14 protein-coding genes are annotated in these 15263 nt (G+C 73.8%); 11 read left to right on the top strand and 3 right to left on the bottom strand.

Annotation, left to right across the window (positions count from 1 at the left end):
• Positions 1 to 2: 2 nt before the first annotated feature.
• Positions 3 to 1415, bottom strand: coding sequence for a DNA repair protein RadA (radA, locus tag ACFVDM_RS32395; protein ID WP_383648774.1), 1413 nt, complete (start codon positions 1413 to 1415; stop codon positions 3 to 5).
• 183 nt (positions 1416 to 1598) lie between these two features.
• On the opposite strand from radA, the gene ACFVDM_RS32400 reads away from it, so the two are divergent.
• Positions 1599 to 3524: a hypothetical protein gene (locus ACFVDM_RS32400; protein ID WP_383648776.1), complete on the top strand. Its 1926-nt coding sequence runs from the start codon at positions 1599 to 1601 to the stop codon at positions 3522 to 3524.
• A 14-nt stretch (positions 3525 to 3538) separates the two neighbouring features.
• Here ACFVDM_RS32400 and ACFVDM_RS32405 read toward each other — a convergent pair whose 3' ends face one another.
• On the bottom strand, positions 3539 to 4369 hold the full coding sequence (locus tag ACFVDM_RS32405; RefSeq protein ID WP_383648778.1) for a hypothetical protein: 831 nt from the start codon (positions 4367 to 4369) through the stop codon (positions 3539 to 3541).
• 85 nt (positions 4370 to 4454) lie between these two features.
• Here ACFVDM_RS32405 and ACFVDM_RS32410 point away from each other — a divergent pair, with 85 nt between their 5' ends.
• The 9 genes from ACFVDM_RS32410 (at position 4455) to proC (ending at position 13232) form a co-directional block, all read left to right on the top strand.
• Entirely contained in the window at positions 4455 to 5405 is a 951-nt protein-coding gene (locus tag ACFVDM_RS32410) for a Ppx/GppA family phosphatase (protein ID WP_383648782.1), read from the top strand.
• 249 nt (positions 5406 to 5654) lie between these two features.
• Positions 5655 to 6479, top strand: a complete 825-nt coding sequence (locus ACFVDM_RS32415; RefSeq protein ID WP_383648785.1) for a sugar phosphate isomerase/epimerase family protein — start codon at positions 5655 to 5657, stop codon at positions 6477 to 6479.
• A complete protein-coding gene (locus ACFVDM_RS32420) occupies positions 6476 to 7099 on the top strand; it encodes a TetR family transcriptional regulator (RefSeq protein WP_383648788.1) in 624 nt (207 codons plus the stop codon). Before ACFVDM_RS32415 ends, ACFVDM_RS32420 begins: the two co-directional genes overlap by 4 nt.
• Before the next feature lie 124 nt (positions 7100 to 7223).
• Entirely contained in the window at positions 7224 to 9074 is a 1851-nt protein-coding gene (gene ilvD / locus ACFVDM_RS32425; protein WP_383648792.1) for a dihydroxy-acid dehydratase, read from the top strand.
• Positions 9075 to 9166: 92 nt separating this feature from the next.
• On the top strand, positions 9167 to 9727 hold the full coding sequence (locus ACFVDM_RS32430) for a hypothetical protein (RefSeq protein WP_383648795.1): 561 nt from the start codon (positions 9167 to 9169) through the stop codon (positions 9725 to 9727).
• Positions 9728 to 9928: 201 nt separating this feature from the next.
• Positions 9929 to 10720, top strand: a complete 792-nt coding sequence (locus ACFVDM_RS32435; RefSeq protein WP_383648797.1) for a class I SAM-dependent methyltransferase — start codon at positions 9929 to 9931, stop codon at positions 10718 to 10720.
• Between the two features lie 84 nt (positions 10721 to 10804).
• Positions 10805 to 11572 carry an ABC transporter ATP-binding protein gene (locus ACFVDM_RS32440; protein ID WP_383648801.1) on the top strand — a complete coding sequence of 256 codons (768 nt, stop codon included), beginning with the start codon at positions 10805 to 10807 and terminating at the stop codon, positions 11570 to 11572.
• Positions 11569 to 12348: an ABC transporter permease gene (locus ACFVDM_RS32445; protein WP_383648805.1), complete on the top strand. Its 780-nt coding sequence runs from the start codon at positions 11569 to 11571 to the stop codon at positions 12346 to 12348. Before ACFVDM_RS32440 ends, ACFVDM_RS32445 begins: the two co-directional genes overlap by 4 nt.
• Before the next feature lie 74 nt (positions 12349 to 12422).
• The gene (gene proC / locus ACFVDM_RS32450) at positions 12423 to 13232 is read left to right on the top strand and encodes a pyrroline-5-carboxylate reductase (RefSeq protein ID WP_383648808.1); all 810 of its coding nucleotides are present in this window, start codon (positions 12423 to 12425) and stop codon (positions 13230 to 13232) included.
• A gap of 21 nt (positions 13233 to 13253) precedes the next feature.
• Here the strand turns inward: proC and ACFVDM_RS32455 are convergent, their stop codons facing one another.
• Positions 13254 to 13838 (bottom strand): cysteine hydrolase family protein, encoded by a 585-nt coding sequence (locus tag ACFVDM_RS32455; protein ID WP_383648810.1) that lies wholly within the window; start codon positions 13836 to 13838, stop codon positions 13254 to 13256.
• 93 nt (positions 13839 to 13931) lie between these two features.
• Between ACFVDM_RS32455 and ACFVDM_RS32460 the strand changes: the two genes are divergently transcribed.
• Positions 13932 to 14954: a GlxA family transcriptional regulator gene (locus ACFVDM_RS32460; protein ID WP_383648813.1), complete on the top strand. Its 1023-nt coding sequence runs from the start codon at positions 13932 to 13934 to the stop codon at positions 14952 to 14954.
• Positions 14955 to 15263 lie beyond the last annotated feature (309 nt).

The following is a 15263-nucleotide window of genomic DNA, read 5'->3' on the forward strand; positions in this document are numbered from 1 at the left end:
GTCTACCGGCGCGCGTTGTCCTCCTGTGGGGCCTGTGCACGAGAGCGGCGCGGGAGGACCCTGAGCGCGTCGCCCATGTTGGCGACTTCCGTGACCTTCATACCGGCCGGGACCTTCCCCGGATCGGCCGGGACCAGCGCGTGCGTGAAGCCCAGCCGGTGCGCCTCGGCCAGCCGTCGCTGGACCCCGGTGACCCGCCTGACCTCGCCCGCGAGCCCCACCTCGCCGATCGCCACCAGGTTCTTCGGCAGCGGTGTGTCGCTGGCCGCGCTGGCCAGGGCGAGCGCGACGGCGAGGTCCGCCGCGGGCTCGGTGAGCTTCACCCCGCCGACCGTGGCGCTGTAGATGTCCCGCTTGCCCAGCGCGCTGATCCGGCCGCGCTGCTCCAGGACCGCGAGCATCATCGACACCCGGGACGTCTCCAGGCCCGAGGTGGTGCGCCGGGGCGAGGGGATCTGCGAGTCGACCGTGAGCGCCTGCACCTCGGCGACCAGGGGGCGCTTGCCCTCCAGGGTGACCGTCAGACAGGTGCCCGGGACGGGCTCGTCGCGGCGGGTGAGGAAGAGGCCCGAGGGGTCGGCGAGGCCGGTGATGCCCTCGTCGTGGAGCTCGAAGCAGCCGACCTCGTCGGTCGCCCCGTAGCGGTTCTTCACCCCGCGCACCAGACGCAGCCGGGCGTGCCGGTCGCCCTCGAAGGAGAGGACCACGTCGACCAGGTGCTCCAGCAGCCGGGGACCGGCGATGGCGCCGTCCTTGGTGACGTGGCCGACCAGCAGCGTGGACATGCCGCGCTCCTTGGAGGCGCGGATCAGCGCCCCGGCCACCTCGCGGACCTGCGCCATCCCGCCGGGCGCCCCGTCGATCTCCGGGGACGCCACGGTCTGCACCGAGTCCAGGACGAGCAGCGAGGGCTTGACCTCGTCCAGATGGGCCAGCACCGCCGAGAGGTCGGTCTCCGCCGCCAGGTACAGATGGTCGTGGATCGCCCGGATCCGGTCGGCCCGCAGCCGGACCTGGCTGGCGGACTCCTCACCCGTGACGTACAGCGTGCGGTGGTCCTCGCTCGCCGCCTTGGCGGCCACGTCGAGCAGCAGCGTGGACTTGCCGACGCCGGGCTCGCCCGCGAGCAGCACGACGGCCCCGGGCACCAGCCCGCCGCCCAGCACCCGGTCCAGCTCGCCGACCCCCGTCGAGCGGGCCGTGGCCTGCCGGCTGTCGATCTGGCCGATGGGGAGCGCGGCGGTGGAGACCCGGCCGGCCGCCGTGGTGCGCACGGCCGGGGCACCTCCGAACTCCTCGACCGTGCCCCACGCCTGGCACTCGGGGCAGCGGCCGAGCCACTTCGCGGTGGTCCAGCCGCATTCGGTGCAGCGGTAGGACGGCCGGTCCTTCGCGGATTTCGTACGGGCAGCCATGGCGCCACCGTATCGGTGGGGTCGGACAGTGCCGCCCCGCGCGGTGCCCCGCGGCGCCAGGAGCCGGGGGAGCGGGGGCGGCCGGCCCGCCCGGTGTCCCTTGTCCACCGATACGTTCACCCGTAAGGGTTAAATGTCCGCAAGAGGTACGAGGGGGTGGTCCGCCCTGCCTACGGTCGCAAGGTGACGAGCAGCAGGCTGGAGACCCCCGCGAACACCCCCGGCGCACACCGGGCGCCGCGCCGCGCGCCCCATGCCTCGCCGAAGCGGCCGCCCGCCCGTTACGAGCCGCACCTCGACGGTCTGTTCACCTACTGCCTCTCCGTGCTCTGCGACCACGACGCCGCCACCGAGGCGCTGGGGGCCGTCCTCGCCCTGGCCGAACGGCAGGGTGGGCGGTGTCCCACGGGCGAGGAGGAGCGCAGGACCTGGCTGTACGCGCTGGCCCGCTGGATGTGCCTGCGCAGGCTCGCCGAGCGTAAGCAGGGCCGGCGGGCGCACCGCGGGCCCGACCCCGCCCGCGCGCACGGACAGCCGTCCCCGGCCGGCGACGACCACCGGGGCCCCGTCGCGCACCCGGGCCGCCGGGGACGGCGCACGGCCGCCTCCGCACGCGCCCCCAAGCCCCCGGTCACCACCCCCGCACCCCGCTCCTCCCCCGCTTCCCCACCCCCGTCCGAGTCCGCCGGGGCCTCCCAGGCCCGCTCCGAGCCCCCCGCCGCCCCGTCACCGTGGTCCGAGAGCCCGGCCGCCGCGGAGGCGCACCGGCGCGAGCTGGCCCGGCTGGCCTGGCCCGAGGCGGCCGGGACCACACCCGAGCAGCGCGAGGCCCTGGAGCTCGCCGTCCGCCACCGCCTCGCCCCACGCGCCGTCGCCGCCGTCCTCGGGCTGGAACCGGCGACCGCCCGGGAGCTCCTGGCGGCCGCCGCCTGCGAGGTCGAGCGGACCCGGGCCGCCCTCGCCGTCGCCGAGACGGGCACCTGCCCCGCGGTCGGCCGGCTCACCGGCGACCGGATGCTGCTCCTCTCCGCCCCGCTCCGCCGTGAGCTGGTCCGGCACGTGGACGACTGCCCGCGGTGCCGGCGCGCCGCCGAGCGGGCCGACGCGCGGGGTCCCTGGCCCGGTGCCGCGATCACGCCGGCGGCGGCGCTGGCGGTCGTCGAGGCGCCGCGCCCCTCCGCGTATGTGGCGATGCTCCAGGCGCAGAAGCATCAGAAGAATCGGTCCGCCACACCCCGGTTCGACCGCACCGGCTTCCCCATGGACCCCAAGGACCACGCGGCGCGCCGCGACCGGCTGCGGTCCCGGGTGATGACGACGACCGTGGTCGCCACGGTGGTCGCCGCCCCCGTGATCGCGCTCTGGTCCGCCTACCGGGGCGCGCCCCTCACCGGCGAGGGCCACGAGGGCCCCGTGGTCACCGCCACCGACAACGACGAGCGCAGCACCGAGGCCCCGTACGGCCACTACGAGAACGCGGGCAACGCACGCCCCGAGAAGAGCCGCCCCTTCACGGACGGCGACGGCCTCCCCGAGGTCTCCGCGGAGGTCATCGGCGCGGAATCGGACCCGGACGGGGACGGCCGGGAGCGGCGCACCGGCCGGCTCACCGTCGAGGCCCGCTCCTCCGGCGGCACGACCACGCTCACGCTCACCGCCTCCGCGTCCGGTCCGGTCGCCTGGACCGCCGGCACGGCCCAGTCCTGGCTGAGGCTGAGCGCCACCTCGGGCCGGCTCGCCCCGGGCGCGTCCACCACGGTCCGGGTCCTGGTGGACCACGTCCGCGAACCCGCGGGGTACTGGACGGCCAGGATCGCCGTCGCCCCCTCCGGAGCGGTCGTCGCCCTGCACGGCTACGGGGGCGCGGCCCCGTCCGTCCCCCCGCCGTCCCCGAGCGGACCGTCCCGCCCGCACCCGCCCGTACCGCAGGAGCCGTCGTCGCCGGACCCGGATCCGACGCCCACTCCGACGCCGACCCCCGACCCGACGGGCAGCACCCCGCCGCCCACGGACCCGGGCTCGCCCAGCCCCTCGCCGGACCCGACGGCCCCGCCGTCGACCTCGGAGCCGGGAAAGGGCGGGCCCGGCACCCCGCCCCGGGCCGACTAGAGCGGACCAGGGACCTACGCCGGATCCGCCGGGTGCGGGGCCATCGGCAGCAGGGCGGAGAGCCGTTCCTCGCAGAGTTCGGCCAGCCGCTCGTACGCCTCCTTGCCCATCAGCTCCGTCAGCTCGGGCCGGTAGGAGACGTAGACCGGCTCGCCGGCGCCGTGCGCCGATGTCGCCGAGGTGCACCACCAGTGCAGATCGTGCCCGCCCGGACCCCAGCCCCGGCGGTCGTACTCACCGATGGACACCTGGAGCACCCTGGTGTCGTCGGGCCGGTCGATCCAGTCGTACGTGCGCCGGACCGGCAGCTGCCAGCAGACGTCCGGCTTGGTCTCCAGCGGCTCGCGGCCCTCGCGCAGCGCCAGGATGTGCAGGGAGCAGCCGGCGCCCGCGGCGAAGCCGGGACGGTTCTGGAAGATGCAGGAGCCCTGCCAGCGCCGCGTCTGCCGCTCCCCGTCCTCGTCGGTCTGGACCCACCCGGACTCGCTGCCCACGTCGTGGAACTGCCACAGCTCGGGGGTGAGGCGCGCGACGTGCTCGGCGACCCGCTTCTCGTCGTCCTCGTCCGAGAAGTGGGCGCCCAGGGTGCAGCAGCCGTCGTCCGCGCGCCCCGCCTGGATGCCCTGGCAGCCGCTGCCGAAGATGCACGTCCACCTGGACGTCAGCCAGGTCAGATCGCAGCGGAAGACCTGCTCGTCGTCGGCCGGGTCGGGGAACTCCACCCAGGCCCGCGCGAAGTCGATGCCCTTCTCGTCGGGCTCCTCCGTCCGCACCGGCGGGGTGGCCCGCCCGCTCGTCTGCTTCTTCGTGGCTTTGCCCGGCTTCGCCTTTTTCGTCTTTGGCACGCGCCCAGAGTAAGGCGCACCGGCGCATGTGCGCGGATGCGTGCGCCGGTCCGGACCGGCCGGGGGCCGCAGTAGCGTTCGTCGTATGAGACTCGGAGTCCTCGACGTGGGGTCGAACACGGTTCATCTGCTGGTGGTCGACGCGCACCCCGGCGCCCGGCCGCTGCCCGCGCACTCGCACAAGGCGGAACTTCGCCTGGCCGAACTGCTCGACGACGACGGCGCGATCGGCCCGGTCGGCGTGGACCGGCTGGTGGCGACGGTCGCCGACGCGCTCCAGGCGGCGGAGGACAAGGGCTGCGAGGACGTGCTGGCCTTCGCCACCTCGGCGGTGCGCGACGCGAGCAACGCCGACCGGGTGCTGGCCCGGGTCCGCGAGGAGACGGGCGTGGACCTGGCCGTGCTCAGCGGCAGCGAGGAGGCCAGGCTGACCTTCCTCGCCGCCCGCCGCTGGTTCGGCTGGTCGGCGGGGCGGCTGCTGGTCCTGGACATCGGCGGCGGCTCGCTGGAGATCGCGTACGGCATCGACGAGGAGCCGGACGCCGCGGTGTCGCTGCCGTTGGGCGCCGGCCGCCTCACCGCCGGGTGGCTGCCCGGCGATCCGCCGGACCCGGCGGAGGTCAGGGCGCTGCGCCGGCATGTGCGGGCCAGGATCGCCCGCAGCGTCGGCGAGTTCACCCGCTTCGGCCGCCCCGACCACGTGGTCGCCACCTCCAAGACCTTCAAGCAGCTCGCCAGGATCGCGGGCGCCGCCCGCTCCACGGAGGGGCTGTACGTGCAGCGCACCCTCGGCCGCCGGGCGCTGGAGGAATGGGTGCCGAAGCTCGCCGCGATGACGGCCGAGGAGCGCGGCACCCTGCCCGGCGTCTCCGAGGGCCGCGCGGCCCAGGTGCTCGCGGGAGCGCTGGTCGCGGAGGGGGCGATGGACCTGCTCGGCGTCGAGGAACTGGAGATCTGCCCCTGGGCGCTGCGCGAGGGCGTCATCCTGCGCCGTCTGGACCATCTGACGTCCAGGGAGGACGCGGCCCTGACCTGAGCCAGACCCGGCCGCGCCGCTCCTGGGACGGACGGGCCCTGACCTGAGCCGGCCGCAGGCCTCCCGGGCCGGCCGCGGGCCTCTCCCGGGCCGGGCCCGCCCACCGAGGCGGCCCGCCGCCCGCGCCGCTCCTGGGGAGGGTGTGTGCCTCTTCCGGGCCACCCGGGTCCGGCCGCCCGGATCCATGGCCCTTCTCACTTTCCGTCCCGCTCCCTCGGCGGCGCGCACCGCTGCCCGTACGCTGTCTGCGTGGCAGAACCAGTGGTGCGCATCCCGGATGCGAAGGTCGCCCTGTCGACGGCCTCGGTCTATCCGGAGTCGACGGCGACGGCCTTCGAGATCGCCGCGCGCCTGGGATACGACGGCGTCGAGGTCATGGTGTGGACCGATCCGGTCAGCCAGGACATCGAGGCGCTGCGCCGCCTCTCGGACTACCACGGGGTGCCGATACTGGCGGTCCACGCCCCGTGCCTCCTCATCACCCAGCGCGTCTGGTCCACCGACCCCTGGGTCAAGCTCCAGCGGGCCCGCGCCGCGGCGGAGAAGCTCGGCGCCACGACCGTCGTCGTCCACCCCCCGTTCCGGTGGCAGCGCAACTACGCCCGCGACTTCGTCCGCGGCATCTGGCGGATGGCGGACGAGACCGATGTGCGGTTCGCCGTCGAGAACATGTACCCGTGGCGCTACCGGGACCGCGAGATGCTCGCGTACGCCCCCGACTGGGACGTCACCAACGACGACTACCGCCACTTCACCGTCGACCTCTCGCACACCGCGACCGCGCGGACGGACGGCATGGGCATGGTCGACCGGATGGGCGACCGGCTCGCCCATGTGCACCTGGCCGACGGCAAGGGCTCCAACAAGGACGAGCACCTGGTGCCCGGCCGGGGCGACCAGCCCTGCGCCGCCCTGCTGGAGCGGCTGGCCCGGACCGGTTTCGACGGCCATGTGGTCATCGAGGTCAACACCCGGCGGGCGATGTCCTCCGCCGAACGCGAGGCCGATCTCGCCGAGGCGCTGGCCTTCACCCGGCTCCACCTCGCCTCCTCCGCGCGGGCGCCCCGCCCATGACCCCGGACGACGGCACCCCGGGCCCCCGGCGCCGGGGCCGCCCGGCCCGCGCCGACGCCGGACCGGGCCCGGACGCGCGCACCCGGATCCTCGACGCGGCCCGCGCCGAGTTCGCCGAGCGCGGCTACGACCGGACCTCGGTGCGCGGCATCGCCAAGGCGGCCGGGGTGGACCCGGCCCTGGTCCACCACTACTTCGGCACCAAGGACGAGGTCTTCGCCGCGGCCATCGAGGTCTCCTTCGAGCCGGTCCTGGACATCGCGGAACTCTTCGGCGAGGGCGGCGCGGACGTGGGGGAGCGGCTGGCCCGCTACTTCATCGGGATCTGGGAGAACCCGGTGACCCGCGTCCCGCTGCTCGCGGTCATCCGCTCGGCGCTCACCCACGAGGCCGCCGCCGACGTGCTGCGGGCCTTCGTGCTGAGGCGGCTGCTGGAGCGGATCGCGGAGCGGCTGGACGTCCCCGATCCGACCTTCCGCGCGGAGCTGGCGGCCTCGCACATGGTGGGCATCGTGATATTGCGGTACGTGGTGCGCGCCGAACCGCTGGCGTCGGCGGACCCGGAACGGATCATCGCGATGGTGGCCCCCACGCTCCGCCGCTATCTGACCGAGCGCTGACCGTACCCCCGCGCGGCACTCACGGACCGAGCAGCCCGTCCCGCATTTCGGACACCGTGTCCAGATCTTGGCACCGGAGGCGTACGCTCGGAGACAGTCTTTTCTGTCTAAGGAGCGAGCGACGATGCCCGAGCTGAGGTCCCGCACGGTCACCCACGGACGCAACATGGCGGGCGCCCGCGCCCTTATGCGGGCCTCGGGCGTAGCGAGCGAGGACATCGGCAAGCCGATCATCGCCGTCGCCAACTCCTTCACCGAGTTCGTCCCCGGCCACACCCACCTCGCGCCGGTCGGCCGGATCGTCTCCGAGGCGATCAAGGCGGCGGGCGCGGTGCCCCGCGAGTTCAACACCATCGCGGTGGACGACGGCATCGCGATGGGCCACGGCGGCATGCTCTACAGCCTGCCCTCCCGCGACCTGATCGCGGACAGCGTCGAGTACATGGTCGAGGCGCACTGCGCCGACGCGCTGATCTGCATCTCGAACTGCGACAAGATCACCCCCGGCATGCTGATGGCCGCGATGCGCCTCAACATCCCGACGGTCTTCGTCTCCGGCGGCCCGATGGAGGCCGGCAAGGCCACCCTCGTCGACGGCACGGTCCGCAAGCTCGACCTGATCAACGCGATCAGCGACGCCGTGGACGAGAACGTCTCCGACGAGGACATCCTCCGCATCGAGGAGAACGCCTGCCCCACCTGCGGCAGCTGTTCCGGCATGTTCACCGCCAACTCGATGAACTGCCTGACCGAGGCCCTCGGCCTCTCCCTCCCCGGCAACGGCTCGGTGCTCGCCACGCACACCGCCCGCAAGGCGCTGTACGAGGAGGCCGGCCGCACGGTCGTCGACATCACCCGGCGCTACTACGAGCAGGACGACGCCACGGTCCTGCCGCGCGCCATCGGCACCCGCGCAGCCTTCGAGAACGCGATGGCGCTGGACATCGCGATGGGCGGCTCCACCAACACGATCCTCCACCTGCTGGCCGCCGCCCAGGAGGCGGAGCTGGACTACGACCTCTCGGACATCGACGCCGTCTCGCGCCGCGTCCCGTGCCTGTCGAAGGTGGCCCCCAACGTCGCGCCCGGCGGGACGTACTACATGGAGGACGTCCACCGGGCCGGCGGCATCCCCGCCATCCTCGGTGAGCTGCACCGGGGCGGTCTGCTCAACGAGGACGTGCACGCGGTGCACTCCGACACCCTCGCCGAGTGGCTGAAGAACTGGGACGTGCGCGGCGGCTCCCCGTCGCCCGAGGCCGTCGAGCTGTGGCACGCGGCCCCCGGCTGCGTCCGCTCCGCGACCGCCTTCTCGCAGTCCGAGCGCTGGGACACCCTCGACGTGGACGCGGCCGGCGGCTGCATCCGCGATGTGGCCCACGCGTACTCCAAGGACGGCGGCCTCGCGGTCCTCAAGGGCAACATCGCCGAGGACGGCTGCGTCGTGAAGACGGCGGGCGTCGACGAGTCGATCTGGACCTTCGAGGGCCCGGCGGTCGTCTGCGAATCGCAGGAGGAGGCCGTCGACAAGATCCTCCGCAAGGAGATCAAGGAGGGCGACGTCGTCGTCATCCGCTACGAGGGCCCGCGCGGCGGCCCCGGCATGCAGGAGATGCTCTACCCGACCTCGTTCCTCAAGGGCCGGGGCCTCGGCAAGAGCTGCGCGCTGATCACGGACGGCCGCTTCTCCGGCGGCACGTCGGGCCTGTCCATCGGCCATGCCTCGCCCGAGGCGGCGTCCGGCGGCACGATCGCGCTCGTCGAGGACGGCGACCGCATCCGGATCGACATCCCGAACCGCTCGATCGACCTCCTGGTCGGTGACGAGGAGCTGGCCGGCCGCCGCGCCGCGCTGAACGGGGTGTACGCGCCGAAGGGCCGCGAGCGCAAGGTCTCGGCCGCGCTGCGCGCCTACGCCGCCATGGCGACGAGCGCGGACCGGGGCGCCGTCCGCGACGTCTCCAAGCTCGGCTGACCCCTCCCGGGTTCCGTCTCCGGCCCCTCCGGCCCCGCGCGGGAGGGGCCGGACGCACGTCCGGCACCCCGGCGCCTGGGATAATCGGTCCCGTGAGCGAGAACAGCGACACCCCCGACGGCACCGCCCCCGACCGCGAGGCCCCCGCCGGTGCCCCCGCGACCGCCCCGGGCCCGCAGCCGGAGCCGATCCGCTTCTTCGGCACCACCTGGGTCGCCCACGACGGGAACTACGGACTGCGCCGCGTCGGAGCGGCCGTCGGTTCGCTGGCCGCCGCCGTCGCCTCCTGCTTCGTGCTCCGCTTCGCGTACGAGGGCCTGCAGGTCGCCGACATCGGCGGTTTCGTCGGCATGCTGGTCGTGCTGATGTTCGCCGTCTGCAGCGCCATCGCCTTCCGCAAGACCTGGGAGGGCTTCAGCCGCCGCCCGGCCGACCCCGCCCGCGAGGACAGCCTGCGCGGACTCAAGACCATCGGCTTCGTCGGTTCGCTGCTCGCCTACTTCTTCCGTACGTTCTCCGAGGCGCCCGGCGAGAAGCTCCACCGCGAGGAGTACGAGGCCGCCCGAGCCCGCTTCGCCAAGCGCCGCGCGTCCCGCACCGGCAACCCGGCGGCCCGCAAGAACACCAAGCCGAAGAAGCCCCGCCGCAAGTAGCACCGGTCCGGGGCCGGAGCGGGACCGAAGCCGGGCCGGATCCGGGGCCGGGCCGGATCCGGGGCCGACGCAGGCCTGGACCCCGAGTCGGACCGGCACGCCGGGCCTCCCGCCGGTACGCCGGGCTCGCGCCGGCAGGCCGGGCTCCCGCCGGTACGCCGGGGCTCCCGGCCCGTACACCCCGGGGTCCACGATGGCCCCATGACCGCATCCCGTCCGCAGGACCCCGCCGCCCTCGTCGCCGCCCGTGCCCGCTCGTTCGACCGGGCCGCCGCCCAGTACGCCGCGGCCCGCCCCGGCTATCCGCCCGCGCTGTTCACCGCGATCGTGGAACTGTCCGGCCGCCCGCTGCGCGGCGCCCGCGTCCTCGACGTCGGCGCGGGCACCGGCATCTCCACCCGGCTGCTCGACGACCGGGGCGCCCGCGTGGTCGCGGTGGAGCCCGGCCCCGGCATGGCCGCCGAACTGCACCGGCACCTGCCGCACGTCCCCCTCGTCCGGGCCGACGGCAACCGCCTCCCCTTCGCCGCGGAGACCGCCGACCTCATCACGTACGCCCAGTCCTGGCACTGGACCGACCCCGCGCTCGCCGCCGCCGAGGCCCGCCGCGTCCTGCGCCCCGGCGGCGCGCTCGCCCTGTGGTGGAACGTCGCGGACCGGGAGACGCCGTGGCTCGCGGACCAGGACGCCCGGCTGCGCCGCTTCTTCCTGGAGGAGGCGGGGGCCCGGGACACCAGCGCGCAGGGTTCGGCCGTGGAGCTGCGCGATCTGCCGGACGCCTTCGGCTTCGCGCACCGCCGCATCCCGTGGACCCGCCGGGTCCCGCTGGACACCCACCTCGCCAACCTCGGCAGCCACTCCGCCTTCCTGGTCATCGACGCGGAACCGGCCGCACGCTTCCTCGCCGAGGAGCGCGCCCGTCTCGCCGCGCTCTTCCCGGACGGCACGGTCGAGGAGCGGTACGTCGTCGACCTGAAGGTCGCCCTGCGCTGAGCGCCCGACCCGTACGTCCCGACACGGCCCCGCCGGTGCGCGCTCCCTTGACGGCGGGGCCGTGGCGGGATCAAAATTCATCACATGATGAATTCTTCGGGCGTCGCCATCGAGGCCCGTGGCCTCACCGTCGTACGAGGCAGCCGCACCGTCCTCAAGGGACTCGACTTCACCGTCGAACCCGGCAGGATCACCGGACTCCTCGGCCCCTCCGGCTGCGGCAAATCCACCCTGATGCGTGCCGTCGTCGGCACCCAGGCCAAGGTCACCGGCACCCTGGACGTCCTGGGCAGCCCGGCCGGCCACCCCTCCCTGCGCCCCCGCATCGGCTATGTGACGCAGGCCCCCTCCGTCTACACCGACCTCACCGTCCGCCAGAACCTGGACTACTTCGCGGCGGTCCTCCGGCCCGGCCGCCGCCACCGCGACGAACGGCGGGACGCCGTCACCCGCGCCATCACCGAGGTCGACCTGACCAGCCACGCCGACGCCCTGGCCGGGGCGCTCTCCGGCGGCCAGCGCACCCGCGTCTCCCTCGCCGTCGCCCTGCTCGGCACCCCCGAACTGCTCGTCCTCGACGAGCCCACCGTCGGCCTCGACCCCGTCCTCAGGCGCGACCTCTGGAACCTCTTCCACACCCTCGCCGCCGACCGGGGCACCACCCTGCTCATCTCCTCGCACGTCATGGACGAGGCCGAGCGCTGCCACCGGCTGCTCCTCATGCGCGAAGGCGAGATCCTCGCCGACGACACCCCCGAGGCCCTGCGCACCGACGCCGGCACCGCCACCGTCGAAGAAGCCTTCCTCCACCTGGTCGACGCGGCCGCCACCCGTCAGGAGAACGCCCGATGAGCACCACGACCGCCACCCCGCCCGCGGCCACCCCGCCGATCGGCCCGGCCCGCACCCTCGCCACCGCCGGCCGCGTTCTGCGCCAGCTCACCCACGACCCGCGCACCATCGCGCTGCTCCTGCTCATCCCGGTCGTGCTGATCACCCTGCTGCGGTACGTCTTCGACGGCTCCCCGCAGACCTTCGACTCCATCGGGGCCTCGCTCCTCGGGATCTTCCCGCTGATCACGATGTTCCTGGTGACGTCCATCGCCACCCTGCGCGAACGCACCTCCGGCACCCTGGAACGGCTCCTCGCCATGCCCCTGGGCAAGGGCGACCTCATCGCCGGCTACGCACTCGCCTTCGGCGCCGTCGCCGTCGTCCAGTCGCTGCTGGCCACCGGCCTCTCCGTCTGGGCCCTCGGCCTGGACGTCACCGGATCGCCGTGGCTGCTCCTCCTGGTCGCCGTCCTCGACGCCCTCCTCGGCACCGCGCTCGGCCTCTTCGTCTCCGCCTTCGCCGCGTCCGAGTTCCAGGCCGTCCAGTTCATGCCGGCCGTGATCTTCCCGCAGCTCCTGCTCTGCGGACTGTTCATCCCCCGCGACCAGATGGCCCCCGTCCTCGAAGCCGTCTCCGACGTCCTGCCCATGTCGTACGCCGTCGACGGCATGAACGAGGTCCTCCACCACGCCGACATCACCGGCGCCTTCGTCCGCGACGTGGGCATCGTGGCGGGCTGCGCCCTCGTCGTCCTCGCCCTCGGAGCCGCCACCCTCCGCCGCCGCACCACCTGACGGGCCGGTGCGAGGATGACCGGGACGCGTACGGAGCCCCGTGCACAGCGAGCACCGCCCGGAGGGTGAACGGCATGACCCAGACAGTTGCAGTCCTCGGCACCGGCAAGATCGGCGAGGCCCTGCTCAGCGGCATGATCCGGGCGGGCTGGCGCCCGGCCGACCTCCTGGTGACCACCCGCCGCTCCGAACGCGCCGCCGAACTCAAGGACCGTTACGGGGTCGACTCGGTCACCAACGCCGAGGCCGCGAAGCGCGCGGACATCCTCATCCTCGCGGTCAAGCCCCAGGACATGGGCCGGCTCCTCGACGAACTCGCCCCGCACCTCACCGCCGACCGCCTCGTCATCAGCGCCGCCGCCGGCATCACGACCGCTTTCATCGAGGACCGTCTCGCCACCGGCACCCCGGTCGTCCGGGTCATGCCGAACACCCCCGTCCTGGTCGACGAGGGCATGTCCGTCATTTCCGGAGGCAGCCACGCCACCCCCGGCCATCTGGGCTCGGCCGAGACGATTTTCGGCGGGGTCGGCAAGACCCTGCGGGTGCCCGAGTCCCAGCAGGACGCCGCCACCGCCCTCTCCGGCTCCGGCCCGGCCTACTTCTACTTCCTCGTCGAGGCCATGACCGACGCCGGCATCCTCCTCGGCCTGCCCCGCGCCCAGGCCCACGACCTCATCGTCCAGGCCGCCATCGGCGCCGCCGTGATGCTCCGCGACAGCGGCGAACACCCGGTCAAGCTCCGCGAGGCCGTCACCAGCCCGGCCGGCACCACCATCAGCGCCATCCGCGAACTGGAGAACCACGGCGTACGCGCCGCCCTCATCGCCGCCCTGGAGGCCGCCCGCGACCGCAGCCGCGAACTGGCCTCCGGCAACGGCTGACCCCTTCGCCGCGGACCACCCCTACCGCACGGCCCCGACCAGCTCGGCGCTGCGCACCACCGTCGCGAACCCACCGCCGTGCAGCGACACGGCGGTGGCCCGCGCCACCTCGTCCGCCGCCAGCGTCCAGCCCCACGGGCCGGTCAGATCGAAGGTGTACGTGGCGTCCAGCGGCACGAACACCTCGTACCCGAGGTTCCCCGCCATCCGCGCCGTCGTCTCGACGCACATGTTCGTCTGGATTCCGGCCACCACGATCTGCCGCACCCCCGCCGCGTCCAGCCACGCCCGCAGATCCGGCGAGCCGTAGAACGCCGAGTTCACGCTCTTCGTCACCAGCAGCTCGGCCCCGGCGCCCCGACCGCGTCGCTCCTCCACGTACGGCTTGAAGTCATTGCCCCCGTATCCCGCCCGCAACGGCGACCCGGGCTTGGGCGAGTCATGCCGTACGAAGACGACCGGCCGCCCGCTCTCCTGCCAGGCGTCGATCAGCCCGGCGATGTTGTCATCGGCACCGGGGTTGTTCCGCGGCCCCCAGAACGCCTCCTCCTCGAAGCCCACCTGCACGTCCACCACGACCAGCGCTGCGTTCCCTGCGATCTCCATGACCACGATCCTGCCGCCCGCGCCCCCGCCGTCCCAGAGGTCGAAAAGCCATCGATCGATGCTTTACTGCCAGCCCGGTGCTTTACTGCGGGCATGGACGCGCCCGGACAGCCCCGCCCCGCCCCCTTCCGCATCGCCCTCGTCGCCTTCCCCGGCATTCGTGCCTTCGACGTCTCGGTCATCACGGAGGTCTGGGGCGTGGACCGTACGGACCGGGGGGTGCCCCCCTTCGTCCTGCGCCGCACGGCCGCCACCGACGTCCCGATCCCGTTGCGCGGAGGCCTCGCGCTCACCCCCGACCGCACCCTGACCTGGCTGGCCCGCGCCGACCTGATCGTCGTCCCCGGCCTCGACGACCATGTGACCCCCGCCCCCGCCCCGGTCCTCGAAGCGCTGCGCCGGGCCCATGACCGGGGCACCCCGATCGCCGCCCTCTGCGGGGGCGCCTTCACCCTCGCCCAGGCCGGACTCCTCGACGGCCGCCGCGCGGTCACCCACTGGAACCTCACCCGGCTCCTGCGTACCCACCACCCCGGGGTGACCGTGGTCCCGGACGCCCTCTTCGTCCACGACGACAACCTCTGGACCTCGGCGGGCACCGCGGCCGGCATCGACCTGTGCCTGCACCTCGTACGCACGCACCAGGGCGCGGAGACCGCGGCGACGATCGCCCGCTCGATGGTGACCGCCCCGTTCCGCACCGGCACCCAGGCCCAGTTCATCGAGTACCCCACCCCGCAGACCGATCGCGACGCCGACACCCTCGCCGCCGTACGGGCCCACGCCCTGACCCGTCTGGACCAACCGCACACCGTCGCCGAGCTGGCCGCCCTCGCCGGGATGTCCCCGCGCTCCTTCGCCCGCCACTTCCAGGCCACCACCGGCACCACACCCCTGCGCTGGCTCATCACCCAGCGCGTCGCCGCAGCTCAGAAGCTCCTTGAGCGCACCGACCTCCCCCTGCCCGAGATCGCCCGGCGCACCGGCTTCGGCAGCGAGATCACCATGCGCCAGCACTTCGCCACCCACCTGGCGACCAGCCCGCGCGACTACCGCCTCGCCTTTCACCGCAGTGCGCCCAGGCCGGGGGTTGACACGGCCCCCGCGCATCCGTAGTGTGCTCCGAGTTGTCCGACGTGAGCGCCGACTCCGGTCGGTCCCCGGACAGCCATTCCGCAGTAACCACACGAGCACGCGACAGCTGTCGCAGGCTTTTCTGTGCGCGCCCGCGGAATGAGGAATCCGCGTTCGAAGGAACGCGACCCCGATTAGCGTCGGGGCCGGTGATTCGCTAATGTCTCACTCGTCGGAAGGGCCCAACGGCCCGGATGACAAACCCCGCTGACTGGGAATCAGGCCCGAAAGGATCTGATAGAGTCGGACTCGCCGGAAAGGGAAACGCGAAAGCGAAGAACTGGAAAGCGA

The organism is Streptomyces sp. NPDC057682 (assembly GCF_042799575.1).
Lineage (GTDB): Bacteria > Actinomycetota > Actinomycetes > Streptomycetales > Streptomycetaceae > Streptomyces.